26 protein-coding genes, 1 tRNA gene and 3 pseudogenes are annotated in these 22,612 nt (G+C 68.2%); 17 read left to right on the top strand and 13 right to left on the bottom strand.

Annotation, left to right across the window (positions count from 1 at the left end; genetic code table 11):
- Nucleotides 1–3 precede the first annotated feature (3 nt).
- Nucleotides 4–1,050: a class I SAM-dependent methyltransferase gene (locus G6N58_RS18980; protein WP_115277667.1), complete on the bottom strand. Its 1,047-nt coding sequence runs from the start codon at nt 1,048–1,050 to the stop codon at nt 4–6.
- A 34-nt stretch (nt 1,051–1,084) separates the two neighbouring features.
- On the opposite strand from G6N58_RS18980, the gene G6N58_RS18975 reads away from it, so the two are divergent.
- Both G6N58_RS18975 and G6N58_RS18970 read left to right on the top strand, forming a co-directional pair.
- The gene (locus G6N58_RS18975; RefSeq protein WP_232067931.1) at nt 1,085–1,981 is read left to right on the top strand and encodes a UbiA family prenyltransferase; all 897 of its coding nucleotides are present in this window, start codon (nt 1,085–1,087) and stop codon (nt 1,979–1,981) included.
- A complete protein-coding gene (locus G6N58_RS18970) occupies nt 1,974–3,020 on the top strand; it encodes a type III polyketide synthase (protein WP_115277669.1) in 1,047 nt (348 codons plus the stop codon). The genes G6N58_RS18975 and G6N58_RS18970 overlap by 8 nt, the downstream gene beginning before the upstream one ends.
- 6 nt (nt 3,021–3,026) lie before the next feature.
- Here the strand turns inward: G6N58_RS18970 and G6N58_RS18965 are convergent, their stop codons facing one another.
- Complete coding sequence (locus G6N58_RS18965) at nt 3,027–3,296, bottom strand: DUF3297 family protein (protein ID WP_068916164.1); 270 nt, start codon at nt 3,294–3,296, stop codon at nt 3,027–3,029.
- Nucleotides 3,297–3,410: 114 nt separating this feature from the next.
- Between G6N58_RS18965 and G6N58_RS18960 the strand changes: the two genes are divergently transcribed.
- From G6N58_RS18960 to G6N58_RS18950, 4 genes and pseudogenes are all read left to right on the top strand, one after another.
- Nucleotides 3,411–3,572, top strand: coding sequence for a hypothetical protein (locus G6N58_RS18960; RefSeq protein ID WP_163908258.1), 162 nt, complete (start codon nt 3,411–3,413; stop codon nt 3,570–3,572).
- A gap of 9 nt (nt 3,573–3,581) precedes the next feature.
- A pseudogene (locus G6N58_RS31245) lies at nt 3,582–3,641 on the top strand (hypothetical protein); the annotation flags it as partial.
- Nucleotides 3,642–3,669: 28 nt separating this feature from the next.
- A pseudogene (locus tag G6N58_RS31240) lies at nt 3,670–3,771 on the top strand (DUF2510 domain-containing protein); the annotation flags it as partial.
- A 48-nt stretch (nt 3,772–3,819) separates the two neighbouring features.
- Nucleotides 3,820–4,542, top strand: a complete 723-nt coding sequence (locus tag G6N58_RS18950; RefSeq protein ID WP_232067930.1) for a hypothetical protein — start codon at nt 3,820–3,822, stop codon at nt 4,540–4,542.
- Nucleotides 4,543–4,840: 298 nt separating this feature from the next.
- Here the strand turns inward: G6N58_RS18950 and G6N58_RS18945 are convergent.
- From G6N58_RS18945 to pgm, 3 genes are all read right to left on the bottom strand, one after another.
- Nucleotides 4,841–4,913, bottom strand: a tRNA-Ala gene (locus G6N58_RS18945).
- A 56-nt stretch (nt 4,914–4,969) separates the two neighbouring features.
- Nucleotides 4,970–6,229, bottom strand: a complete 1,260-nt coding sequence (locus tag G6N58_RS18940) for an MFS transporter (protein WP_115277671.1) — start codon at nt 6,227–6,229, stop codon at nt 4,970–4,972.
- Nucleotides 6,226–7,860, bottom strand: coding sequence for a phosphoglucomutase (alpha-D-glucose-1,6-bisphosphate-dependent) (gene pgm, locus G6N58_RS18935; RefSeq protein ID WP_115277672.1), 1,635 nt, complete (start codon nt 7,858–7,860; stop codon nt 6,226–6,228). The genes G6N58_RS18940 and pgm overlap by 4 nt, the downstream gene beginning before the upstream one ends.
- Before the next feature lie 169 nt (nt 7,861–8,029).
- Between pgm and crcB (G6N58_RS18930) the strand changes: the two genes are divergently transcribed.
- The 5 genes from crcB (G6N58_RS18930) to mbtM all read left to right on the top strand — a co-directional run bounded on the left by crcB (G6N58_RS18930) (nt 8,030) and on the right by mbtM (nt 11,629).
- Nucleotides 8,030–8,416 carry a fluoride efflux transporter CrcB gene (gene crcB / locus G6N58_RS18930; RefSeq protein WP_115277673.1) on the top strand — a complete coding sequence of 129 codons (387 nt, stop codon included), beginning with the start codon at nt 8,030–8,032 and terminating at the stop codon, nt 8,414–8,416.
- A 23-nt stretch (nt 8,417–8,439) separates the two neighbouring features.
- Complete coding sequence (gene crcB, locus G6N58_RS18925) at nt 8,440–8,778, top strand: fluoride efflux transporter CrcB (RefSeq protein ID WP_068919714.1); 339 nt, start codon at nt 8,440–8,442, stop codon at nt 8,776–8,778.
- Entirely contained in the window at nt 8,775–9,740 is a 966-nt protein-coding gene (locus G6N58_RS18920) for a putative PII-like signaling protein (protein WP_232067929.1), read from the top strand. Before crcB (G6N58_RS18925) ends, G6N58_RS18920 begins: the two co-directional genes overlap by 4 nt.
- 63 nt (nt 9,741–9,803) lie before the next feature.
- Nucleotides 9,804–10,064, top strand: a complete 261-nt coding sequence (locus tag G6N58_RS18915; RefSeq protein ID WP_068916154.1) for an acyl carrier protein — start codon at nt 9,804–9,806, stop codon at nt 10,062–10,064.
- Nucleotides 10,061–11,629, top strand: a complete 1,569-nt coding sequence (gene mbtM, locus G6N58_RS18910; protein WP_115277674.1) for a long-chain-fatty acid--ACP ligase MbtM — start codon at nt 10,061–10,063, stop codon at nt 11,627–11,629. The genes G6N58_RS18915 and mbtM overlap by 4 nt, the downstream gene beginning before the upstream one ends.
- Here the strand turns inward: mbtM and G6N58_RS18905 are convergent, their stop codons facing one another.
- The 5 genes from G6N58_RS18905 to G6N58_RS18885 all read right to left on the bottom strand — a co-directional run bounded on the left by G6N58_RS18905 (nt 11,630) and on the right by G6N58_RS18885 (nt 14,684).
- Complete coding sequence (locus G6N58_RS18905; protein WP_115277675.1) at nt 11,630–12,229, bottom strand: GNAT family N-acetyltransferase; 600 nt, start codon at nt 12,227–12,229, stop codon at nt 11,630–11,632. It abuts the gene before it with no gap.
- 42 nt (nt 12,230–12,271) lie between these two features.
- Entirely contained in the window at nt 12,272–12,631 is a 360-nt protein-coding gene (locus G6N58_RS18900) for a cupin domain-containing protein (protein WP_068916151.1), read from the bottom strand.
- A gap of 14 nt (nt 12,632–12,645) precedes the next feature.
- A complete protein-coding gene (locus G6N58_RS18895) occupies nt 12,646–13,068 on the bottom strand; it encodes a hypothetical protein (RefSeq protein WP_115277676.1) in 423 nt (140 codons plus the stop codon).
- A 203-nt stretch (nt 13,069–13,271) separates the two neighbouring features.
- Nucleotides 13,272–13,892 (bottom strand): superoxide dismutase, encoded by a 621-nt coding sequence (locus G6N58_RS18890; RefSeq protein ID WP_115277677.1) that lies wholly within the window; start codon nt 13,890–13,892, stop codon nt 13,272–13,274.
- 231 nt (nt 13,893–14,123) lie between these two features.
- Nucleotides 14,124–14,684 carry a DUF998 domain-containing protein gene (locus G6N58_RS18885; protein WP_163908254.1) on the bottom strand — a complete coding sequence of 187 codons (561 nt, stop codon included), beginning with the start codon at nt 14,682–14,684 and terminating at the stop codon, nt 14,124–14,126.
- A 151-nt stretch (nt 14,685–14,835) separates the two neighbouring features.
- Here G6N58_RS18885 and G6N58_RS18880 point away from each other — a divergent pair.
- The 3 genes and pseudogenes from G6N58_RS18880 to G6N58_RS18870 form a co-directional block, all read left to right on the top strand.
- Nucleotides 14,836–15,276 (top strand): annotated as a pseudogene (locus G6N58_RS18880) (FAD-dependent oxidoreductase); the annotation flags it as partial.
- Nucleotides 15,276–16,220: a phytoene/squalene synthase family protein gene (locus G6N58_RS18875; protein WP_115277678.1), complete on the top strand. Its 945-nt coding sequence runs from the start codon at nt 15,276–15,278 to the stop codon at nt 16,218–16,220. The pseudogene G6N58_RS18880 and the gene G6N58_RS18875, both read left to right, overlap by 1 nt.
- Nucleotides 16,221–17,216: a DUF5914 domain-containing protein gene (locus tag G6N58_RS18870; RefSeq protein WP_068916146.1), complete on the top strand. Its 996-nt coding sequence runs from the start codon at nt 16,221–16,223 to the stop codon at nt 17,214–17,216.
- Nucleotides 17,217–17,231: 15 nt separating this feature from the next.
- Here G6N58_RS18870 and G6N58_RS18865 read toward each other — a convergent pair whose 3' ends face one another.
- The gene (locus G6N58_RS18865; protein ID WP_115281418.1) at nt 17,232–17,927 is read right to left on the bottom strand and encodes an Ntn hydrolase family protein; all 696 of its coding nucleotides are present in this window, start codon (nt 17,925–17,927) and stop codon (nt 17,232–17,234) included.
- A gap of 22 nt (nt 17,928–17,949) precedes the next feature.
- Between G6N58_RS18865 and G6N58_RS18860 the strand changes: the two genes are divergently transcribed.
- On the top strand, nt 17,950–18,909 hold the full coding sequence (locus tag G6N58_RS18860; RefSeq protein WP_068916145.1) for a DNA polymerase domain-containing protein: 960 nt from the start codon (nt 17,950–17,952) through the stop codon (nt 18,907–18,909).
- Nucleotides 18,906–19,436, top strand: a complete 531-nt coding sequence (locus tag G6N58_RS18855) for an LOG family protein (protein WP_115277679.1) — start codon at nt 18,906–18,908, stop codon at nt 19,434–19,436. Before G6N58_RS18860 ends, G6N58_RS18855 begins: the two co-directional genes overlap by 4 nt.
- Here the strand turns inward: G6N58_RS18855 and G6N58_RS18850 are convergent.
- A complete protein-coding gene (locus tag G6N58_RS18850; RefSeq protein WP_232068116.1) occupies nt 19,423–20,634 on the bottom strand; it encodes a cytochrome P450 in 1,212 nt (403 codons plus the stop codon). The genes G6N58_RS18855 and G6N58_RS18850 overlap by 14 nt on opposite strands.
- A gap of 177 nt (nt 20,635–20,811) precedes the next feature.
- Between G6N58_RS18850 and G6N58_RS18845 the strand changes: the two genes are divergently transcribed.
- Nucleotides 20,812–21,354 (top strand): TetR/AcrR family transcriptional regulator, encoded by a 543-nt coding sequence (locus G6N58_RS18845; protein WP_068919711.1) that lies wholly within the window; start codon nt 20,812–20,814, stop codon nt 21,352–21,354.
- Here G6N58_RS18845 and G6N58_RS18840 read toward each other — a convergent pair.
- On the bottom strand, nt 21,346–22,527 hold the full coding sequence (locus G6N58_RS18840; RefSeq protein ID WP_115277681.1) for an acyl-CoA dehydrogenase family protein: 1,182 nt from the start codon (nt 22,525–22,527) through the stop codon (nt 21,346–21,348). The genes G6N58_RS18845 and G6N58_RS18840 overlap by 9 nt on opposite strands.
- Nucleotides 22,528–22,612 lie beyond the last annotated feature (85 nt).

Genomic DNA, 22,612 nt, shown 5'->3' with positions numbered 1-22,612 from the left:
GTGTCAGCCGCCGCTCTTGCTGACCACGTAGAGCGCCTGGCCAGGAATGCGCAGGATCTGAATGCGTCGCGGTGCCCCGAATCCGGCAGCGCTCAACCAGTCATGCAGCTGCTGCGGCGGATGTATCTGCGCTCCCGAGCTGAGGTAAACGAACAAGCTGAGCACGTTCGCCTGCGCCGACGCGCGTCGACCCGGTTCGGCGAAAGCATCCATGACGGCGAACACCCCACCGGGGGCCAAGGCCTGATGGACCCGCCGGAACAGATCCACGATCTGTTCGGAGCTCAGGTGGTGCAGCAGGTTGAAGCACAGTACGGCGTCGAACCCCTGGCCCAGGTCGGCGGTGGTGACGTCGCCCTCACGGTGGGCCACCAGGTGCGACAGACCGGCCTCGGCTATGACTTCCCGGCCGACCGCCGCGCTGCCGGGCAGGTCCAGCACCGTGGCGTGCAGGGACGGGTGGCGACGGCACAGCTGCGCGGAATACCAACCGTGGCCTCCGCCGAGGTCCAACAGTGTTCGCGAGTTTTCCGGCAGCCGAAGCTTTTTGGCCACCTCGCCCGCGCTCAGACGGGCGAGGTCGGCTTGGCCGCGGATGTAGCGGTGCCAGTACGGGTCGTCGGGCTCCACAGCGTGGTGCCCGGTGGGGCGGCCGGTGCGCGTGACCTCATCCAGCTGCGCCCACCACGACCAGTAGTCGGCAGATCCGGCGACATACCGGGCCACGGACAACGGGGATTCCGGGCCCAGCCACCGTCGTGCCGAGCGCGTCAATCGGTAGCGGCCGCGGCGCACCCTGACATGCCCGCCGGAACGCAGACAGTCCAGCAGCAACCGGGTGGGCACCGGGTCGAGCTCGAGGTCCGCGGCCAGCTCAGCGGCCGTCGCCGGCTGTTGCGCCAGCCGGGCGGCGATACCGGTCTGGACCGCGGTGATGACCACGGCGGACAGCGCCATGCCGCCCCAGGCCTCGGCCGCGGCCGTCGGAACGATGCCGGCCCGCAGAGCCAGCCATTCGGCGGGATTGGCCCCGCGCAGAGCGAGCCTCACCGTTCAGAACCTGATGCCATCGAATGTGACTACCATGTCAACGTCCACCCCGATGTGCTGTTCTGCTGCTCTGCGCAGCCGTGACGGGAGGCCGACCATCACTGTTCACACGCACCCATCGGCCCATGCTCTCACCCGGGTCCGGGCCCTGGTCAACGCCGGCCACCCGGGGCCGTCGCTGGCCATCTCCATTCTGGCCACGCTGTTGGCCCCGTTCAGTGCCGACCTCGCACTCGCCGCCGTGGCCATGCTGGCCGGGCAGCTGTCCATCGGCTGGTCGAACGACGCCATGGACGCCGGGCGGGACGCGGCCGCGGGGCGCACGGACAAGCCGGTCGCCGCCGGCGTCGTCAGCGTGCGCGCGGTCTGGTTGGCGGCCGTCGTCGGGTTGGTGGTTGCCGCCGTGGCGGCGCTGGCGGTCAGCGCGGTGACCGCGGCCCTGCTGGCCCTTATTATCGGCGCGGGCTGGGCCTACAATCTGGGACTGAAGTCGACGCCGGCCTCCGCGCTGATGTTCATTCTCGGCTTCGGCCCCATTCCCGCCTATGCGGCCAGCACCCTGCCCGACCAGCCGATGCCCGCCTGGTACGCCACGGCGGCCGCCGCACTGGTGGGCCTGGGCGGACACTTCGCGAACGTCCTGCCCGATCTGGCCGCCGACCGGGCGACCGGGGTGCGCGGATTGCCACAGCTGGTCGGCGCCCGCTGGGGTGCCCGGGCGGTCCGCATCGTGGCGTTGGTGCTGCTGCTCTCGGCATCCGTGCTTCTGGTGGCAGCGTCTGGCTTTCACTGGGTGGCCGTCGCCGGGTTGGGCGTGGCGCTGCTGCTGGCTGTGGCCGGCGCCGTGGGGAAAGGCCGGGTTCCGTTCGCCGCGGCGTTCGGCATCGCCGCTGTCGACGTGGTGTTGCTGGTGGTGGTCGGCTATGCGTGAGAGCCGAATCCTCGGCGTGCGAACGGCTTTTCCGCCGCATCGGTATCCGCAGGCGGAGCTGACCGCTCAGGTGGCCGAGCTCAGCGGGGTGGGCGCCGACCAGCGCGGGCTGTTGGAGAGCCTGCACCGTCATGCCGGGGTGCAGTTCCGCCACATCGTGATGCCGATCGCCGATTACGACCGGCTCCGCGGCATCGACGCCACCGGTGCGTGTTACCTCGACAAGGCCGCCGAGCTGGGTGAGCAGGCGCTGCGAGGCGCACTCGAGGCGGCAGGTGTGACGGCCGCTGACCTGGACCTGTTGATCGTCACCTCGGTGACGGGTGTGACCGTGCCGTCGCTGGATGCCCGGTTGATCGAGCGCGTGGGGCTGCGGCGGGACATCAAGCGGCTACCCGTCTTCGGTTTGGGTTGCGTCGCGGGAGCTGCCGCGCTGTCCCGGATGCACGACTACCTGCTGGCGTGGCCCGATCATCACGCAGCTGTACTGGCCGTCGAACTCTGTTCGTTGAGCTGGCCGATGTCCGATGTCACGACAGCAGATCTGGTGAGCAGCGGTCTGTTCGGCGACGGCGCCGCCGCGGTGGTGGCCACGGGTGGGGACAGCGGCGTGCGGGTGGTCGCCACCCACAGCGAGGTGTACCCCGACAGCATCGATTCCCTGGGGTGGCGGCTGGGCGCCGACGGGTTCCGCATCGTGTTGCAGGCCGATCTGGCCGACACCGTGCAGCACCACCTGGCCGGCACCGTCACGGCCTTTCTGACCAGACACGGCCTGACGGTGGACGACATCACCACCTGGATCTGCCACCCGGGCGGCCCCAAAGTCATTGACGCCGTGCAGAACAGCCTCAAGTTGCCCGACAGTGCCGTGGAGTCCAGCCGCCGTTCGCTGGCCCAGGTGGGCAACCTGTCGTCGGCGTCGGTGCTGCACATCCTCGAGTCGACGTTGGCAACTCCCCCGCCGCCGGATTCAGTCGGTCTGATGGTGGGGCTGGGGCCGGGCGTCAGCGTCGAACTGGTGCTGCTGCGGTGGTGAGGCGACCTATTCCGCGGCGGGTTCTGCGGAGCGGAAGTACGGTTCGACGGTGCCGCTGCGCTTGATGACCATCGGGTTGCCGCGGCGGTCCTTGGCGGTGGGAATTTCCACCCGCACCCAGCCCTCGTCAACGTCGTACTCGTGCACGTGGGTGGTCTCGACACCGTTGAAGCGGATGCCCACATCGCGCAAGAGCGCCTCTTCGTTGTAGAAGTCGCTGCGCGGATCGATGGACAGGTGCTTCGGAGGAACGTCGGTGCTCTGCTCTTCGGACATGATGGCTTTCGTCGACTGCAAGGTGGAGTTGATCTCCAGAGAACTTACGCGACCCCGGCCCGGCACCGGAAAAGCGCTCGTGCCAGATACCGGTGCAGTGACATCATCGCCGGCGTGAGCCACGTGCAGCCCGGGATGAACGTCGCCCGGCAGCGCCGCAAGATCACCCAACTGATCGCCGACGCGCCGGACACTGCTCACGTCGTGCACCTCGACCGCATCCTCAGCCTGTTCGACAAAAATTCAGTGCTGAACGAGATGACAAAACGCCCCTAGCACCAGCGGTTGAACGATCTAATCACCCAGGACGCAGCCCTGGCATACGATCCACTCATCGTCAATAGATTGCGACGCATCGCCACGGGGGGAACGTGTGAATGCACAACAACCAGGCTGGTATCCCGACCCTTTAGGCGGCCCAGGAGCCCGCTACTGGGACGGCTTCAAATGGGACGGCGCCATATCGCCGGAGCCCGAGGAATTCCCCGAGCCAGCGCCACAGAAGGCGCGAACATTACGGCCAGTGTGGCTGGGTGCAGCGGGCGGCTTCGCGGTAATTGCCATCGCAGCAACAATTTTCGCGGTAACCAGGCCCACCGAGACTGCCCAGAACAGTGCGCCGGCAGTGGTTCCGAGCGTGGTCGCGTCCCCGCCCTCACCTATCCCGACCAAGCCTCCGACGGAACTGGTCGCAGCATCGGTCAAGACCTCGATGCAGGAGACGTTCGACGAAGACGAAGACCTGAGAGAACTCGGACTCAGGGTTGTCGACGTTGTTGCGGTCCATAAATCCGACAACGAGTTCAAGGGCATCGCGACGGTGCATGCGGGCAACGGCGTTGAGCGTGACGTCCCGATTGACATCACCGCCGACGGCGACAACGTTCTCTGGGACGCACCCCCGGGGGCATTCATTTTCGCCGTTGACGAAACCCCGGCCCCGGTGGCCCCGCCGCCACCGCCGCCCCCTCCCCCAGTAGCAACTCCCGGTACTGTCGAGACCATCAGAGTCTGCCCATCGGGCATAAGCGGCGTCGTCTCTGCTGACACAAGCTGCGCGTTCGCAGATAGCGTCCGATCATCCTGGTACGGCAGCTCGGGCTCCACGATCATCGCGTACAGCCCAGTGACTGACCAGCGGTACGTGATGCAATGCGGACCCGCCGTGACCGACGCTTGGCCGGATGCGGTGCGGTGCGCAGGCGAGAACGCTCACGGCGCGGTCCTGGTCGTCTACTTCAGCTGAATCGGACAGTTAGCAGGTCCTGAATCAGCCGGATAGCAGGATCCCACGGGCGGCCTTCAAGCTCAATGGGCTCCGTCGTCGAGCTCGTCACCGACGTCAGGCGGTGGTCCGCCAGGCGAAGGGCCGGGAGTAGCGCGCCGATGACGGCGGCGTTGTCTTGGCCGCTGGAGTGGTCCGTGGGACGGCTTGGTGTGCTTGAGCCAGACTGGCGCCGATTGCGTGCTGTCCGCGATGTGCTGTCGCGGCATGCACAGATTGTGCCTGAGCGATCTATCAGGCGTTTCCGCCCGGTTTTGGGTGGAGCTAAGGGGATTCGAACCCCTGACCCCCACACTGCCAGTGTGGTGCGCTACCAACTGCGCCATAGCCCCTTGCGTCGTGCGGTACGAAACTACACCACCGCATGAACGCCAACCAAAATGCCTGGTCAGGGTATCTCGCCACCGCCCTCTGGACCGAGCGCCCGGGGCGGGGTGTGCGCCGGCTCCGGCCGGGTCTCGGGGGCGAACAGCCAGCCCACCGCCGCCAGCAGCAGGATGACCCCGCTGATCAGGAACGCCCACCCGAACGACAGGTACTGCGCGATCAGGCCCACCAGCAGGGAACCGCCGATGGAACCGACGTCGGCCATCATCTGGAACGTGGCGACCGCGGTGCCGCCGCGGGCCTTGCTCCCGATGATGTCGGCCACGGCGGCCTGCTGCGGGGAGCTGAAGATGCCGGTGGCGAAGCCGGCCACGAAGGCCGAGCCCACGAACAGCACCACGTTGTGGCTGAGCCCCACCACGGCCGTCGCCACCCCGGACACCGTGAGACCGACGATCAGCAGCCAGCGGCGGCCCACGGCGTCGGAGATCCGGCCGCTGGGCACCACCGCACACACGTTGCCGATGGCGAAGGTGGCCAGCGCCAGCCCGGCGAACCCGGCGCCGCGGTCCAGCACCTCGGTGACGAACAGCGGGACCAGCGCCACCCGCAGCCCCCACGCTGTCCAGCCGGTCGCGAAGTTCGACAGCAGCGCCGCCCGGTAGGCCCCGTTGCGCAGCACGTGGCGTACCGACACCGTTTCGGTGACCTCGGCTTCGGGGGCGGCCAGCGAGGAGTTGCGCAGGCTGACGAACACCACCACGGCGGCCACCAGCAGCGCCGCGCCGTAGATCAGAAACGGCGCCGAGAGCCCCAGCCCGGCGGTCACACTGCCCAGCACCGGCCCACCCACCGAGCCCACCAGGAAGGCCGAGGAGAACATGCCGGCCACCCGGCCGCGGGCGTCGTCTGGACTGATCCGGATCATCAACCCCAGCGCGGAGATGAAGAACATGGTGGAGCCGATGCCGCCGAGGGAACGGAACAACAGCAGCTGCCAATAGGTTTGGGCGAACGCGCACGCCCCGGTGGACAGCGCGACGATCAGCAGTCCGCCGACGTAGATGCGCCGCTCCCCCAACCGCTGGATCAGCGTGCCCGCGGCCGGCGCGAACGCCAGACGCATCAACGCGAACGCCGTGATGACAAACGTGGCAGCACTGATGCTGACCCCGAAGTGCCGGGCGTAGTCCGGCAGCACCGGCGCCACCACGCCATAACCGAGCGCGATGACGAAATTGGAGAAGATCAGGACCCAGACTTCACCGGGCAGCTTGGGCTTGGTGGATACCGAACAGTCACCCTCCGAGACAGCACTCACGAGATGACGGCGTTGACGACCTCGCGGGCGGCCTCCTGCACCTGGGCCAGGTGCGCGGGTCCCTGGAACGACTCCGCGTAGATCTTGTAGACGTCCTCGGTGCCCGACGGCCGCGCCGCGAACCAGGCGTTCTCGGTAGTGACCTTCAACCCGCCGATGGCCGCGCCGTTGCCGGGCGCGGACGTCAGCTTGGCGGTGATGGCCTCCCCAGCCAGCTCGGTGGCCGTCACCTGCTCGGGCGCGAGCTTGCCCAGCTTGGCCTTCTGCTCGCGGTTGGCCGGGGCGTCGATGCGGGCGTAGGTGGGCGCGCCGTACTGCTGCGCCAACTCGGCGTAGCGCTGTGACGGCGTTTTACCGGTGACGGCCAGGATCTCCGAGGCCAGCAGGGCCAGGATGATGCCGTCCTTGTCGGTGGTCCACACGGTGCCGTCGGTGCGCAGGAACGACGCCCCGGCGGATTCTTCACCACCGAAACCGATTGTCCCGCCGATGAGTCCGTCGACGAACCACTTGAAGCCCACCGGCACCTCGACCAGCTGGCGGCCGATCCCGGCGACCACGCGGTCGATGATCGACGAGCTGACCGCGGTCTTGCCGACGGCCACCTCTCCGGGCCAGTTGGGCCGGTGGGTGTAGAGGTAGTCGATCGCGACGGCCAGATAGTGGTTGGGATTCATCAAGCCGCCGTCGGGGGTGACGATGCCGTGGCGGTCGGAGTCGGCGTCGTTGCCGGTGGCGATCTGGTAGTCACCGATCTTGCCGATCAGACTCGCCATGGCGTTCGGCGAGCTGCAGTCCATCCGGATCTTGCCGTCGGTGTCCAGCGTCATGAACCGCCACGTGGCGTCCACCAACGGGTTCACCACGGTCAGCTCCAGGTTGTGGCGTTCGGCGATGGCCGCCCAGTAGTCGACCGACGCACCGCCCAAGGGATCAGCGCCGATGCGGATACCCTCGGCGCGGATGGCATGGATGTCGACCACGTTTGGCAGATCGGAGACGTAGGCATCGAGGTAGTCGTGCCGCTGATGGCTCTGCAGCGCCCGGGCCAGCGGCACCCGCTTGACGTCGGCCAGCCCGCCACGCAGGATCTCGTTGGCGCGCTTGGCAATCCAGCCGGTGGCATCGGTATCGGCCGGCCCGCCGTTGGGCGGGTTGTATTTGAAGCCGCCGTCGCGGGGCGGGTTGTGCGACGGGGTCACCACGATCCCGTCGGACAGATCCGAGGTCCGGCCGCGGTTGTAGGCCAGGATCGCGTGCGAGACGGCGGGAGTGGGCGTGTAGCGGTCGGCGCTGTCGATCATCGCCACCACGTCGTTGGCCGCCAGCACCTCCAGCGCTGACACCCACGCCGGCTCGGACAGACCATGGGTGTCGCGGCCGATGAACAGCGGGCCGGTGGTGCCCTGGCCGGCGCGATACTCGACGATCGCCTGAGTGGTGGCCAGGATGTGCGCCTCGTTGAAGGCGCCGTCGAGCGCCGAGCCGCGGTGACCCGAGGTGCCGAACACCACCTGCTGGGCGATGTCCTCGGGGTCGGGCTGGACCGTGTAGTACGCAGTGACCAGGTGCGGGAGGTCGATCAGGTCTTCTGGTTGCGCCGGCTGACCGGCGCGGGGGTTGGCTGCCACGCTCCTAATTCTGCCCACCTCGTCCAGGGGCCGCGCAACGGGTGAAGCGCTGGACAGGCTCGCGACACTGGAGAACCGGTCCAGGCACACTGGCCGCGTGGCTGGGTTGGAGATCGAACATCAGCTGCGTCAGATCCTCAATGTGAAGGGGACCTGACACACTTGCACCGTGTTCGGACACGACAACCGCGAGCTGGTGGCCGTGTTCGTCGGCGGCGCGGTGGGCACCCTGGCCCGGGCAGTGCTGTCCACCGAGCTGGCCCCCCGCCCCGACGAGTGGCCGTGGGCGACGTTTGTGGTCAACATCGTCGGGGCGTTCCTGCTGGGCTACTTCACCACCCGCCTGCTGGAACGGCTGCCGCTGTCGAGCTACCGTCGTCCGCTGCTGGGGACCGGGCTGTGCGGTGGGTTGACGACGTTCTCCACCATGCAGGTGGAGACATTGCGGATGCTGGAGCATCACGAATTCGTGTTGGCGGCCGGCTACACCGCGGCCAGCCTGGCGGCCGGGTTCGCCGCGGTGTGGGTGGCCACAGCTTGGGTGCGACGGCTGTGAACCCGGCGATCTGGTTGGCGGTCATGGTCATCGGCGGGGTCGGAGCCGTGACCCGGTTCCTGGTGGACCGGGCGGTGTCGCGCCGGGTGGGCCGCCCGTTTCCGTTCGGCACGCTGGCGGTGAATCTCAGCGGGGCGCTGCTGCTCGGGTTCCTCGGCGGGTTGGCGCTGAGTCACGAGCAGGCGCTGTTGATGGGCACCGCCTTCGTCGGGGCCTACACCACCTTTTCGACGTGGATGCTGGAAACCCACCGGCTGGCCGAGGAACGGCAGCTGTGGCCGGCGGCGGCGAACATCGTGGTGAGCGTCGCGCTCGGTATGGGGGCGGCGTTCTGCGGACAGTGGTTGGCGGGGCTTCTGTGACCGAGATTTTGACCGCCTACTTTGCCGAACGGGAACGGTCCGGCGGCCGCTTCCTGGCCGAGGCGATGCTGGATCATCTCGCCGAACGCGGAGTGCAGACCAGTGTGATGCTGCGGGGCATCGCGTCCTTCGGGTCGACGAACATCATCCGCACTGACCGCACGCTGACATTGTCCGAGGATCCGCCGGTTGCCATCACCGCCGTCGATACCGCCGAGCGCATCGGCGCGGTGGCCGAGGAGGTCGCTGCCATGACGGGTCTGGGTCTGCTGACCCGGGAGCTCGCCACCTCCCCACCCGCGGACGGCGACGTACGGCTGACGTTTTTCGTGCCTCGACAGCGCCACCGGGCCGTGTGTGACGATCTTTTCGGTCTCGGCTTCCACAGTGCGGAAGTACTTCTGGGAGTGGATGGCACGGCCGCCGGACAGCGGGCGCGGGCGAGATTTTTCAGCCACAACAGCGCCGTGCCGTCGATGGTCTCCGGCGTCGGCACCGCCGAGGCAGCCCGGGCGGCACTCGCGCGGTATCCCGATGTGCCGGCGACAGTGCAGGCCGTCGTCATCTGCAAACAGCACGGCCGCGCCATCACCGTGCCGCCAGCCGGAGCGGCGTTCGCAAAGCTGGTGCTGCGCACCGCCGAGGACGACCGCCACGACGGACAGGCGATCCACCGCGCGCTCATCCGTGAGCTGAAGGCGGCCGGCGGCAGTGGGGCGACCGTGTTGCGCGGCGTCTGGGGTTTCCACGACGGCGGCCGCCCGCACGGGGACCGGTTTCTCCAACTGGCGCGTCACGTGCCGGTCCGCACCGTCATCATCGACACGCCGCCCCGGATCGCCGAGGCGTTCACCCTCGTCGATGCGCTGACCACCGAGGCGGGCCTGGTGACCTACGAGCCGGTGGCGGCGGTGCTGGCGCGCCATCACGGGCACAGCCGGGGTGACCTGACCACCGGCTGACATCACACCCGGCGCCAAGGTAAGCGTAGCCTCACTTTAGCTGGCGGTGTAACGTCCCCCGCCATGGAGACGCCAACCCCCGAGGCTGTCAGCGCGGCCCTCTCGGAGATCCTGCGCGACGACCTCACCATCGACATCAGCCGCGTGACGCGCGACTCCCGGCTGATCGACGACGTGGGCCTGGATTCCGTCGCTTTTGCCGTCGGCATGGTGGCAATCCAGGACCGGATCGGGGTGACGCTCTCCGAGGAGGACCTGCTCACCTGCAACACGGTGGGCGACCTGGAAGACGCGATCATGGCGAAGGTTCCGGCCGCCCGGTGAGCCCGCTCGCGACTGCCCTGTCGCAGGCCATGACCACCTCGCCGCGCGATCTCGTCGTGCTTGATCGCAGCAGCGGGACCTGGAGCCGCCACCCCTGGGACGAGGTACACGCCCGGGCTGAGAACGTCGCCGAACGTCTGCTCGACGCGCCCGACGGCGCGGTCGGACTCGTCGGTGAACCGACCGTCGAACTGGTCGCCGCGATCCAGGGCACCTGGCTGGCCGGTCGGTCGCTGTCCATCCTGCCCGGCCCGGTCCGCGGCGCCGACGAACACCAGTGGGCGCACGCCACCGCGCAGCGCTTCACCGACATCGGGGTGTCCCAGGTATTCGGCCACGGTGAGCAGCTGGAGTTGTTGCGCGGCAACAGCTCCGAACTCGCCGTGCACGACGTGGCGGTGGTGGCCCACGCGCACCGGTCAACCACTCTGAGCGCCCACCCCGCGGACGGCAACCCCGCGGTGCTGCAGGGCACCGCCGGGTCCACCGGGACACCGCGCACGGCCGTGCTGTCACCGGAGGCGGTACTGGGCAACGCAACCGGGCTACTGGCACACCTGCGGGTGGATCCCACTGACGACGTGGGCTGCACGTGGCTGCCGCTCTATCACGACATGGGATTGGCCTTCCTGCTCACCGGCCTGCTGTCCGGCGGCGAGATGTGGCTGGCCCCCACCGCGGCGTTCTCCGCCTCGCCCTTCCGCTGGCTGTCCTGGCTCTCGGACAGCCGCGCCACCATGACCGCCGCCCCGAACTTCGCGTACTCGGTCCTGGGCAAATACGCGCGACGCATCTCCGATGTGGATCTGAGCCGAATCCGGTTTGCCCTCAACGGCGGTGAACCCGTCGACTGTGCCGGCTTCGAGCTGTTCCTGACGGAGTTGAGCCGCTTCGGCCTCGACCCAGGAGCAGCAGCGCCCTCCTATGGTCTGGCCGAGGCGACGTGCGCGGTCACCTCACCATCACCGGGCAGCGGGCTGCTCGTTGACGAGTTCACCGATCCGACAACGCGATCTGCGCGCAGGCATGCCGTCCTGGGTCAGCCCATCCCCGGCATGCAGGTGCGCATCGCCCCCGCCGACACCGCGGCGGTCGCCGGCCGCGACATCGGCGAGATCCACATCCGCGGCACCTCGATGATGTCCGGCTACCTTGGCCAGCGGCCCATCGCACCTGACGAGTGGTTCGCCACCGGCGATCTCGGCTATGTCACCGGCGACGGCCTGGTGGTCTGCGGCCGCATCAAGGAACTCATCACCGTTGCCGGGCGCAACATATTCCCCACCGAGATCGAACAGGTGGCAGCCCAGGTGCGCGGTGTACGTGAGGGTGCGGTGGTGGCAGTGGCCGCCGGTAACGACTCCGCGCGACCACGACTCGTCATCGCCGCCGAGTTCCGCGGTCCCGACGAAGCAGGCGCCCGAAGCGATCTCGTGCAGCGGGTGGCCTCGCAGTGCGGGGTCGTGCCGGCCGACGTGGTATTCATGGCGCCCGGCTCGCTGCCCCGCACGTCGTCGGGCAAGCTCAAGCGGCTCGAGGTCACCGCGTCCCTGACGAGCCGGTGACTACCCGGGCCGATTCAACGCGTAGAGCGCCATCCGCCTGTTCGCCATCTGGTGCTCACCGAGGAAGTCGCACTTGGCGAACTCGCACAGTCGGCGCGCAGCGGTGTTGCGGTGGTCGGGGTCGAACATGATGCGGCGGCACTGCGGTTCCATCGTGAACAGGCTCGCCACCAGACGCGGTAAGAGCAGTGGGCCGAACCCGCGGTTGACGAGGTTGACGTCTGCGATGGCCGCGTGCAGACCCAGGTCCCACGGGTCGGCGTCGTAACGGGGGGCGATCGAGTCCTTGGCCGCCCGGTACACCTCGACGTAACCGTGGTCTTCTCCCTTGAGGCTTCCGATCAGCGGGCGCGAGTAGGTCCCGGTGAGTTGCGCGCTCAGGTAACGGTGCCACCAGGATTCCGGACGGTCGTACTCCCACGCCTGCGCCAGATGCGGACGGTTCATCCACTCCGAGATCATCGCTGCGTCGCGGTCGGGTTCGGCCACCCGGATGGCGTAGGGCTCCGGCAGCTCCGGGATGGGCGGCGACGGCACGACCTTGACCTCATCGCTGATGTCGGTGAGCTCGCGAGGCAGGATGGGCGGCGCGTCAGTCATGGTGAGCGGAGAGCCTACCGGAGCACCGGCCCGGAGATAGGGTCACCTAACTCGAGCGTCCACGGCCTTGTCGCGATCCGCGAGCACGGTCAACAGCACCACGGCGTCCTCGAGGGCTGCCAGACTGTGCCGTGCTGGGGGAATCACCACGTGATCGCCGGCAGCGGCGTCAGCGGTGTCCTCCCCGACCACCAACTGCACCCGGCCACGCAGTACCTGAAGCGTCGCCTCGCCGGGGCTCTGGTGTTCGCCGAGCTCGCGACCCGCGATCAACGCGATGACCGTCTGTCGGAGAAAGTGGTCGTGCCCGCCGTGCAGGGTGCGTCCGGCACGGCCGGCGTCGGAGCTGCTCGCGGCGCTCAGCAGTTCGTCGGCGACCGCGGGCAGTGACGTCGATTCCATTGACATCTCCTCACTCAGTGGACCAACAGCAGGGTTCCCGCTGACAGCAGGGCAATCACTTTGACCACTTCCAAAACGACGTAGCCCAGATGGGCCCGGGACCGGGGAGCATCACGACCGGCCAGCACCTCGTTCGACCGCCTGGTCAGCACCGGTCGCACCACTGCGATCTGCACCGCAAGGCTCACAGCCGCCACCATCACTGCCGCCGTCGCATCCGGTTGCGCGCCCCACCACACCCCCACCAGGGCCGCCAGGGCCAACGCCGCCTCGCACACGTTCAGCGCCCGGAACACCAGCCGGCCGATGCCCAGTCCCAGCGCAGGCGTGACACCGGGGGCGCGGAATTTCAGCGGGGCTTCCAGGAATGAAATCGCCAGCACCATGCCGAGCCAGACGAACACCGTCGCGACGGCCACCGACCAGCCGATACCCATGGTGACCAGTCCAGCACCGGCCGCGCCGACGACACAAGGGACCTCGGTCCTCTTCCGTAGCGTGAGTCATGACACACCAGCTATGCCGGTAGGAGCAATCGTGGTCCGGGCATAGGTAGTTCAGCAAACGTTGGAACGGAACTGTTGTTGGCCTCACGCAACCAGTGCCGGCATCGCGCGGTCAGCGATGCCGGCACGGGGAGCTAGAAGATGAGGCCGTCGGTCTTGCCGACGGCCGCGGCGTAGCGGCTCTGCACATCGGCCCAGTTGACGACGTTCCAGAAAGCCTTCACGTAATCGGCTTTGACGTTCTTGTACTGCAGATAGAAGGCGTGCTCCCACATGTCGACCTGCAACAGCGGGATGATGCCCAGCGGGACATTGGCCTGCTGGTCGTACAACTGGAAGGTCAGCAGCCGATCGCCCAGGCTGTCGTAACCGAGCACCGCCCAGCCGGAGCCCTGCAGCCCGTTGGCTGCGGCGGTGAACTGCGCACGGAACTTGTCGAACGACCCGAACTGGTCGTCGATGGCGGCGGCGAGTTCTCCTTCCGGCTTGTCACCTCCGTTGGGCGACAAGTTCTTCCACCAGATGCTGTGGTTCACGTGGCCGCCGAGATGGAAGGCGAGATTCTTTTCGTGCAGGAAGATCGCGGCATGGTCGTCCCCGGCACGGGCCTCCTCCAGCTTGGCCACCGCGTCGTTGACGCCCTTGACGTAGGTGGCGTGGTGCTTGCTGTGGTGGAGTTCGTTGATCTCCCCGGAGATGTGCGGCTCCAGCGCGCTGTAGTCCCAATCCAGATCGGGCAGGGTGTAGTCGGCCATGCGCGTCCTCTCATTGTCGGTGCTCCCGGTTCGGGCCCCCGAGAATACCTGTCTGGATGTTCAGATGTTGTGATAGCTTGACGTTGCGGTCCGGCCGCCCGTCATCGGTGCAGCAATCGACAGTCGCCTCGTGGCGAGGCGCGACGGCGCGGCCGACCGCGCCAACCCTGGAAGCGTTGACGCTGCGGTGAGCGCGAGAAAGTGCGAGGGCGACTCACGGTGGTCGCAGTGTCAACGCAGTGGCCGCCCGCGGAACAGCACCGCGGCGGCGAGTAGCTCCCACAGCACGATGGAGTACACCGACCCGCGCTCGATCAAGCCCGCGGGCCGGGCGCCTGCCGCCACGGCCATCAGGCAGAGGATGCCGGCAACGCCGAGCCCGATGCTGATGCGACGGAAGGCAGGCACCGGACTGAGCTGCCCACCGAGGATCACCGCGATGTTGCCGCCGAGGATTGCCATCGCCGCCCCGGCGACGTGCCAAGGCGCCGCGTCGGGGGCGTGACTCGGAAAAATCGCGATGACGACGTTGCCCACCGCGTTGACTGCCGCTGCAAGGACAAAAAGCCGTCCCCCGGAGGCGACCGAGCGGGTGGCCAGGAGCGCGCCCAGCAGGAACAGCAGCCCATGCACGACGAAACCGGTGTTCATCACCCAGGTGACACCCAGGTCGCTGATGTAGTCGTTGATGTAGCTGTACACCGGAACCGTACCGGCGGCAACCGCCTCGGAGACCAGATAAGCGGCAGCACCGATGCCCCAGACAACTGCCGCCGCGCGCGCCACCCTCATTCGCTCCCCCATACCCAGGTTGCGCAGGTTTACCTCCCGCGAAAACGGGAACAGCCCACGCAGCGCCTGTGCCTTCGAAGGGACCCATGTGATCCTGCGTGTCCGCCGGCCTGCTCACGTCGTGGTGATCGGGACCGGGCGTGGTGTCCGGGTGACCCGCCTGTACCGGGGGGAGTTCGATGGCTTCATCTGCTTCAACGTCGAATTGCCGCTGTCCCTTGTGAATTCGAATTCATTGGCGCTCCTGTCCCTCGGGGGATTCCGCCGCTGGGACGCGGTGGTGCGCACGTTCACACGCTTGCCTCGGGTGTTCACCTTCCAGGCACTGTCCGCCGGGGTGTCTTTCCCTGAGGGCGGTATGCGCGCGGTGCCCGACGCCACAGCGGCCGCGGCCGGTGTCGATTTCCGTTACGACACGACGGTCACCGAACTGGTACACAATGGTGGTGTGGTCACAGCAGTGGGCACCGATGCCGGTGCACGGTTCGCGGCCGACGCGGTGGTGTTGATGACGTCCGTCTCCGGTCGGTTGGCTGCCGATCGGCTCACCGAATCCCCTTCTCGGCAACGACACACGGTGGTGGCGCGCTGATGCTCAGCTCAGAACTCGATGCCGCGGGCATCCACGACCCCGAACTGCGGGAGGCCTACCGCGTCTGCCGGGGGTTGAACGCCGAACACGGGCGCACGTTCTTCCTGGCAACCCGGCTCCTGGCACCGGATCAGCGACCTGCCGTGCACGCGCTGTACGGCTTCGCGCGCCGCGCCGACGACATCCTCGACGACCTCGAATCCACCGCCACCCACGACGAACGTCAGGAGCACCTGGAGCGGCTGCGCAAGCAGCTGTTCAACCGCCTGGTCAACAACGACGTCGACGGCGATGATCCGGCCTTGTCGGCGGTGGCACACTGCGCCCGCACCTACGACATCGGCTGGGACCTGTTCGACGATTTCCTGAACTCCATGCGCATGGACCTGACGATCACCGACTACCCCGACCGGCCGGCTCTGCAGCGCTACATGTACGGCTCGGCCGAGGTGATCGGTCTGCAGATGCTGCCCGTGCTGGGCACCGTGGGCCCCCGCGAGGAAGCCGCGCCGTATGCGTCGGCGCTGGGCACCGCTTTCCAGCTCACCAACTTCATCCGCGACGTCGATGAGGATCTCGAGCGTGGCCGCGTCTACCTGCCCGCCGACGAACTGGCCGCCCACGGTGTCGACCGCGAGCTGCTGCAGTGGTGTCACAACAACCGCGTCACCGATCCACGGGTGCGCCGAGCGCTCATCGAACAGGTGGCCATCACCCGCGACGTCTATGCCGTCGCCGAACGTGGAATTCCGTTGCTGGATGCCCGTTCTCGACCCTGTGTCAGTGCGGCGCTGACGTTGTATTCGGAGATCCTGGACCGAGTGGAGGACATGGGCTTTCTCGTGTTCGGTCAGCGGGCCACCGTCGGCAACCGCCGCCGCCTGCAGGTGGCGGCGGTCGGCCTGATCGATGCCTGGCGAAGCCGGCACACCAGGGCGGCGTGAATGGCCGGTTTCCTGCAGCGCGCAGCAAAAGCCATCCCGTTCCAGTTGCTGCCGAAGACGCCGTGGACGCAGCAACGCGCCACCTGGCGAGATGCCGACCCCGCAATCATCGACACCGCGCTGTCGCGCGCACTGGAGCGGCCCAGCGGCAACTGGTTTGTCATCGGCGCCTCCGACGACATCGGAACGTCACCCTTCGGTGTCACCATCGCGGGGACTGAACTGGTGGCCTGGCGGGGCACTGACCGGACGCTGCACGTCGCGCCTGCGGCCTGCCCTCACCTGGGCGCGGACCTGTGTACTGCCACCGTCGACCGCGGGGCGTTGGTGTGCCCCTGGCACGGTCTGCGGCTCACCGGCCACGCGCGGGAGAACTGGTCCCCGTTCCCCGCGCACGACGACGGTGTGCTGGCGTGGGTGCGCCTCGACCGCGTGGGAGGTGAAACACCGACGGACACACCGATTCTGCCGGTGCGCCCGCCCGCGCCGCGCCTCTCGGCGGTCACCACACTGACCGGGGTGTGCGAACCGCGTGACATCATCTCCAACAGGCTGGACCCCTGGCACGGCGCGTGGTTCCACCCGTACTCCTTCGCCCGCCTCGAGGTTCTCGACCATCCGCCGGCCGAGCGCGACCTGCCCGAGCACCTCGACCGCTTCGTCGTCGCGGTCACCTTCCACATCGGCAGGGTCGGAATACCTGTGATCGCCGAATTCACCTGCCCCGAGCCGCGCACCATCGTGATGCACATCGTGGAGGGCGAGGGCGCGGGCAGTGTGGTGGAAACCCATGCCACGCCGCTGGGCCCCGGCCCTGATGGCCGGCCGCGCACCGCGGTGATCGAAGCGGTCATCGCCCACTCGGACCGGCCCCGGTTCTCCTATGCGCCGCGGGCCACGGCGGTCGCAGCGCCGTTCATGCGCTTGGCCGCCAACCGGTTGTGGCGTGACGATCTGGTGTACGCCGAGCGAATTTACGCGTTGCGCTCTCGGTGATCAGGGGCCGCACGGTCAGTCGAACAGCCGGTCGAGTGCGTCCTGCTCGAGCTGCACCCACCGGCTGACGTCGGCGCGCACGGCGTTCACCTCGTCGGGGCTCAGATGGTCGGCGCCGTCGGGGGTCAGGCGGCAGATGTCCATCGGCCCACCGACGCTCGGCGAGGATGCGTCCAGCGCGTCGAGCACCCGCAGCGCGGCCACCACACCGTGGTCGAGATCGCGTTCGGTCATGCGGATGTGGGACAGCAGTGCGTGCGCCTGCTGCGCCATCGGCGCCCCACTGCCGATGGCCTGAAAGCCGGTCTCCTCGTGGTGGCCCAGCAGGCCGTTGGGGTCTACATCGATGATGAACGGGGTCTCGCCGACGTATCCCGCGGCCAGCAGATAGGTGGCGGGAGTGCCGGCCTTCTCCTCGCCTGGTACCTGTTCGATGAACTCGGCGTAGTGGTGCCGGAACACCGGAAGGGCCTTGGCCTGCAGAGCGTGACCGATGTTGCGGGCCTCCATGATGGCGTCACCCTCGTCGCGCAGGATCTGCTCGATGTCGTAGAGCACCGCGCGCGAGCCGCTGCCGCCCCACGCGGCATGGCTGCCGAGAGGGTGCAGCTTCTGAGCGGGATAACTCAACCCCCGGCCGGGATCGGTGATCTGGGAGTCGGATGCCAACACGATGCCGTTGGCGCACTTGATGGCGAGAACCACAGTCATGCCTCCACCGTAGGGTGAAGCCATGAGCACGCACGAGGCGCGGGCCGGCGTGGAGCTGTCGAACCTCGATCAGCCGTTGGGGCCGGACTCCGGTGCCACCAAGCGAGACCTGATCGATTACCTCGACGCAGTGGCCGATCGTCTGCTGCCGGTGCTGGCCGATCGCCCCCTGACCGTGCTGCGGGTGCTGCGCGGCCGGTCGCCCTTCATGCAGAAGAACGTTCCCAAGTACACCCCCGACTGGGTACGCACGGTGTCGATGTGGGCGGAAACATCCAGGCGCGACATCCACTACGCGGTGTGCGACGACCGGCGCACACTGTTGTGGCTGGGCAACCAGCGCGCGGTCGAGTACCACCCGACCCTCGGGCTGGTCGATGACATCTACCGGCCCACCCACCTGGTGCTGGACCTGGATCCACCCGACGGCGCCCCGTTTTCGGCGGTGGTGGCGGTCGCGCACCTGGTGCGCGGAGCGCTGCGCGACAGCGGCCTCGACGGTGCGGTCAAGACCAGCGGCTCACGCGGCGTGCACATATTTGTACCGATCACGCAGACGCCGGCCGACGACGTCGCCGCCGCCACCCGGGCGCTGGCGGCCCGCGCCGCGGCGCTGGACCCCGACCTGGCCACCACGGCGTTCATCGTCGAAGACCGGGGTGGCAAGGTCTTCGTCGACGCCACCCGCGCCGGCGGGGCCACGGTGGCGGCGGCCTACAGTCCGCGCCTGCGGCCCGGTACACCGGTGTCCTTCCCGCTGTCCTGGTCCGACCTGGACCGGGTGAGCCCGGGTGAGTTCACCGTGCGGACCGCGATCGACGCGCTCGGCAGCCGCGATCCGTGGATGGAGTACATGCCTGCCGCACAACAGCTTCCGGCCGACCTGATTGCGCACGGCCGCACCATCCCGGTGGCGCGGGTGGCGGCCATGCACGAGGGCAAACGGCGGGCGAAGGCCAGGCGCGAGAGCGGGCAGTCGTGACCAACATCTGCGTGTTCCTCTCGGCCGCCGACCTCGACGAACGCTACACCGACGCCGCGCGCGAGCTCGGTGCCGCGATCGGCGCCGGCGGGCACACCCTGGTGTGGGGTGGGTCCGACACCGGGCTGATGCGGGTGCTCGCCGACAGCGTGACGGACTCCGGCGGCGGGCTGCTGGGGATCTCGGTGGAATTCCTGGCCCACCTGGCCCGGCCAGGCGCCCACGAGATGGTGGTGACCACGGACCTTGCGGCACGAAAAGCGTTGATGCTGAGCCGATCCGATGCCATCGTCATCCTGGCCGGCGGGTTGGGCACCCTGGACGAGGCCACCGAGGTCCTGGAGCAGAAGAAGCACGGCCTGCATACGCTGCCCGTCGTGTTGCTGAACACCGCGGGCTTCTACGACGGGCTGATCATCCAGCTGCGCCGGATGGAGGCCGAAGGTTTCCTGCCCCTGCCGCTCGCCCAGCTGGTGACCTTCGCCGATACCGGAACTGAAGCGCTGGGACTGATCAGCCGACGGTGAGGTGGAGGTACTCCCGCCGCCGGATCAGGATGCTGGGCAGCCACGGCCCCACCTCAGTCGCCTCCAGGGTGCGGACCCGGTCCAGCACCCGGCGCAACACCATGCGGGCTTCCAATCGCGCCAGTGCAGCGCCGATGCAGAAGTGCGCGCCCCTGCCGAAAGCCAGGTGGCTCTTGCCACCTGGGCGCTGCAGCCGGAACTCGTCAGGGCGCGCGAACTGCGCCGGATCGCGGTTGGCGGCACCCCACAGCAGGAGCAGCCGGGAGCCGGCGGCCAGGTCGACGCCGCCCAGCTCTGTGTCGGCGAGGACGTGGCGGTAATGTCCGCGAAACGGTGGTTCGAACCGCAGCACCTCCTCGATGAAATCCGGGATGAGGGCGGGGTTGTCGCGCAGGGCCTGCCAGACATCGGGCCGGGTGGCCATGGTCCACAGCGCGTTTCCCAGCAGCGATCCGGTGGACTCACCGCCGGCGCTGAAGAGGATGATCATCATCAGCTGAGCCGTTTGCGGGTCCACTTCGCCTGCGGCGCAGGCGGTTGCCAGTGCACCGAGCAGGTTGTCGCGGGGTTCTGCAAGTGCCGTGGTGAAGTGCTCGGCGATGTAGCCGCCGAGTTGCATGGCCGCGGCCCCCGATGCGGCCAGACCGTCGTCGTCGATGAGCCCGTCGAGCATGTGGGTACTGGCCCCGGCCCAGCGGATCAACGCGTCCACGTCGTCCTCGGGAACGCCGATCAGCCTCGCGACCACGATCATCGGCAGCCGGTTGGCCAGCGCGCCCATCCACTCGATGTGGCCGTCGGTGCAGCCTTGCTCCCACAGGCGGTCGAAGGTATCGGTGATCAGGCGCTCCAGTGCCGGTAGTCGTCTGGCGGCCAGGTGCGGCACCAGCAGCCTGCGGTGCAGCGCATGGGCGGGATCGTCTGCAGTCGCCAGCGCGTGGCTCGGCCCGCCGAGGCCGTCCAACTCGAACGGCACCACCTGGCCGTCGCGGTAGGTCATGGTGGCCGTGAGGTTCGAGGAGAAGACCTGAGGTCTCTTGATCGCCTCGTCGACGGCCGCCCAGCTGCAGACCAGATGAAAACCTGCATCACCGATACGGTGCACCGGGCCGGCTTCCCGCAGTCGGCGGTACAGGGGGTAGGGGTCCTGGATCGCGTGGTCAGTGAAGAAGCACGCGGGGTCGTCGAGCACCAACACATCGTGACCAGCCAGGATCGCCCCGGTCAACGATGCCGGGACAGGTCGAGACCTCGCGCCGCCGGCACGCGCCGCCCTGGTCTCAGTGCGCCACCCTGAACTGCATGAACACGGAGATGACATGATCGATCTGTCTCAGCGGTGAGATACTTCGGGGATCCATCTCAGGAGGTGACCATGCCGGAGGACTGGCTGTTCCGCGAGGGCCGCAGGGCAGCGGCCGCCGAACACCTCTACGACGCCGCCGCCGAACTGATCGCCCGCGACGGTGGCGACGCGTTGTCGGTGGACAAGCTGGCTGCCGAGACGCACTGCTCCCGCGCCACCGTGTACCGATACGTGGGCGGCACACAACAGATCCGGGAAGCGGTGCTCGTCCGGTCGGCCACCCGCATCGTGGACAACGTCCGCCACGCCGTGCGCGGCATGTCCGGCGACCGGCGGGTGATCACGGCCATCGAGGTCGCCGTCGCACAGATCCGCGATGACCCGGCCGGACGGCTGTTTCTGGAGTCGGCGCAGCAGAGTTCGACCTGGATCACCGAGTCGGCGGCGGTCACCGCCTTCGCCACCGAGCTGGCCGGCGTCGCATCGGACGACAAACAGTGCGCGCGGTGGATCGCGAGAGTTGTTCTTTCCCTGCTGTTCTGGCCGGACCCGGACTCCGAACACACCCTGCTCGCCCGGTTCGTCGCACCCGCGTTCGCGGTGTCAGAGTGAGAAGTGATCGTCCATCACGCCCAACCACACCTGCGCTGAGTCGATGGCCACCTTCTCGCTGATGAATGCGTGCTGGGTGCCGGTGTACAGGTCGCGGAACGCCCGCTCCAGCCGGCTGCCCTCCCGGATCGAGCTGGTCCCTGCGGCCAGGTGCGCCCACTGGGCACTGTCGCGGGCCACGTCGGTGGCGTAGACCGCGGCCACCCGCATGTCGGCACGCATGGTCGGGGTCAGGTCGTCGCCCCGCGCCACCGCGTCCTCGGCGGATCCGAACGCATCGAGCACCAACAGCCGCGCCGCGCGCCAGGCCGCCACGTGATGGGCCAGGCCCTTCTGGAACGTGGGCCGGCCGGCCAGCGCCGCCATGTCGGACATCCGAAACTTGGTGGCGGCGAGCTCCTGGACATCGTCGAGCATGCTCTTGGCGACGCCGAGCGCCCAGGCTGCGTGGCCTGCGGCGGTGACCGCCATCATGCCCATCCGGCCGGCGGGGCTGGTGCCGCGCAGGGGTTCCCGGCTGAACAGCCGGAAGGTGCGGTGCTCGGGCACGAAGACGTCGGCCACGGTGTAGTCGAACGAACCCGTGCCCTTGAGCCCTTGCACGAACCAGCCATCGGTGAAGGTCACCTCGTGCCGCGGCAGCAGCGCCACCATCAACTCGGGCACACCGTCGGCAATCCAGCGCATCTCGCCGCCGTCCATCGGCAGGAAGCCCGCGGCCACGTATTGGGAGTGGCCGGTGCCGGATCCGAAGTTCCACGCGCCGGAGAGCCGGTACCCGCCCTCGGTGACCGCACCCTGCCCGTTGGGAGCGAACTGGCCGCCCATGGTGACCTGATTGCCGTTGGCGGTGAACACCTCGGCGAAACCCTGATCCGGCAGATAGGTGGCCGCGGCGAACGACGACGGCAGGTTCGCGATTCCGGTCCAGCCGAAAGAGCCGTCCTGCCAGGCCATCTCGATCCAGGTCTCGATCATCTCCGGCAGCGTCGGTTCCAGACCGCCCGCCTGCACCGGATTCAGCGCGGTCATCAGCCCACTGCTCCACATGGCGTCGACCAGCGGGGGCGACAGGGTGCGCAGCCGTTCACTCTCGGCGGCTTCGGCCCGGACCAGATCTCGCAGGGTCCGGGCGGTCTCGGCCAGGGCGGGGCGTGGCGGCGCAGCGGTCATCGACGTTCCTCCGTTCCGCGGCCGACCCTACGCCAGCGGCGGTGGCGGGTGTATGACATTTCGAGACGACGTCTCGGAAAGGGTG

The organism is Mycolicibacterium tokaiense (genome assembly GCF_010725885.1).
GTDB classification, from domain to species: Bacteria; Actinomycetota; Actinomycetes; order Mycobacteriales; family Mycobacteriaceae; genus Mycobacterium; species Mycobacterium tokaiense.
This window is presented reverse-complemented; position numbering and strand designations above follow the sequence as displayed.

Bases quoted from the DNA above. Each gene is read 5' to 3' on its own strand.
- G6N58_RS18970 (WP_115277669.1), top strand. From the start codon at position 1,974: ATGCGTGAGAGCCGAATCCTCGGCGTGCGAACGGCTTTTCCGCCGCAT.
- G6N58_RS18975 (WP_232067931.1), top strand. From the start codon at position 1,085: ATGTCAACGTCCACCCCGATGTGCTGTTCTGCTGCTCTGCGCAGCCGT.
- G6N58_RS18905 (WP_115277675.1), bottom strand. From the start codon at position 12,229: ATGACTGACGCGCCGCCCATCCTGCCTCGCGAGCTCACCGACATCAGC.
- G6N58_RS18965 (WP_068916164.1), bottom strand. From the start codon at position 3,296: ATGTCCGAAGAGCAGAGCACCGACGTTCCTCCGAAGCACCTGTCCATC.
- G6N58_RS18885 (WP_163908254.1), bottom strand. From the start codon at position 14,684: ATGAGGGTGGCGCGCGCGGCGGCAGTTGTCTGGGGCATCGGTGCTGCC.
- crcB (WP_068919714.1), top strand. From the start codon at position 8,440: ATGGTCATCGGCGGGGTCGGAGCCGTGACCCGGTTCCTGGTGGACCGG.
- G6N58_RS18900 (WP_068916151.1), bottom strand. From the start codon at position 12,631: ATGGAATCGACGTCACTGCCCGCGGTCGCCGACGAACTGCTGAGCGCC.
- G6N58_RS18865 (WP_115281418.1), bottom strand. From the start codon at position 17,927: ATGACTGTGGTTCTCGCCATCAAGTGCGCCAACGGCATCGTGTTGGCA.
- G6N58_RS18895 (WP_115277676.1), bottom strand. From the start codon at position 13,068: ATGGGTATCGGCTGGTCGGTGGCCGTCGCGACGGTGTTCGTCTGGCTC.
- G6N58_RS18875 (WP_115277678.1), top strand. From the start codon at position 15,276: ATGCTCAGCTCAGAACTCGATGCCGCGGGCATCCACGACCCCGAACTG.
- G6N58_RS18840 (WP_115277681.1), bottom strand. From the start codon at position 22,527: ATGACCGCTGCGCCGCCACGCCCCGCCCTGGCCGAGACCGCCCGGACC.
- G6N58_RS18915 (WP_068916154.1), top strand. From the start codon at position 9,804: ATGGAGACGCCAACCCCCGAGGCTGTCAGCGCGGCCCTCTCGGAGATC.
- G6N58_RS18860 (WP_068916145.1), top strand. From the start codon at position 17,950: ATGAGCACGCACGAGGCGCGGGCCGGCGTGGAGCTGTCGAACCTCGAT.
- G6N58_RS18845 (WP_068919711.1), top strand. From the start codon at position 20,812: ATGCCGGAGGACTGGCTGTTCCGCGAGGGCCGCAGGGCAGCGGCCGCC.
- G6N58_RS18890 (WP_115277677.1), bottom strand. From the start codon at position 13,892: ATGGCCGACTACACCCTGCCCGATCTGGATTGGGACTACAGCGCGCTG.
- G6N58_RS18870 (WP_068916146.1), top strand. From the start codon at position 16,221: ATGGCCGGTTTCCTGCAGCGCGCAGCAAAAGCCATCCCGTTCCAGTTG.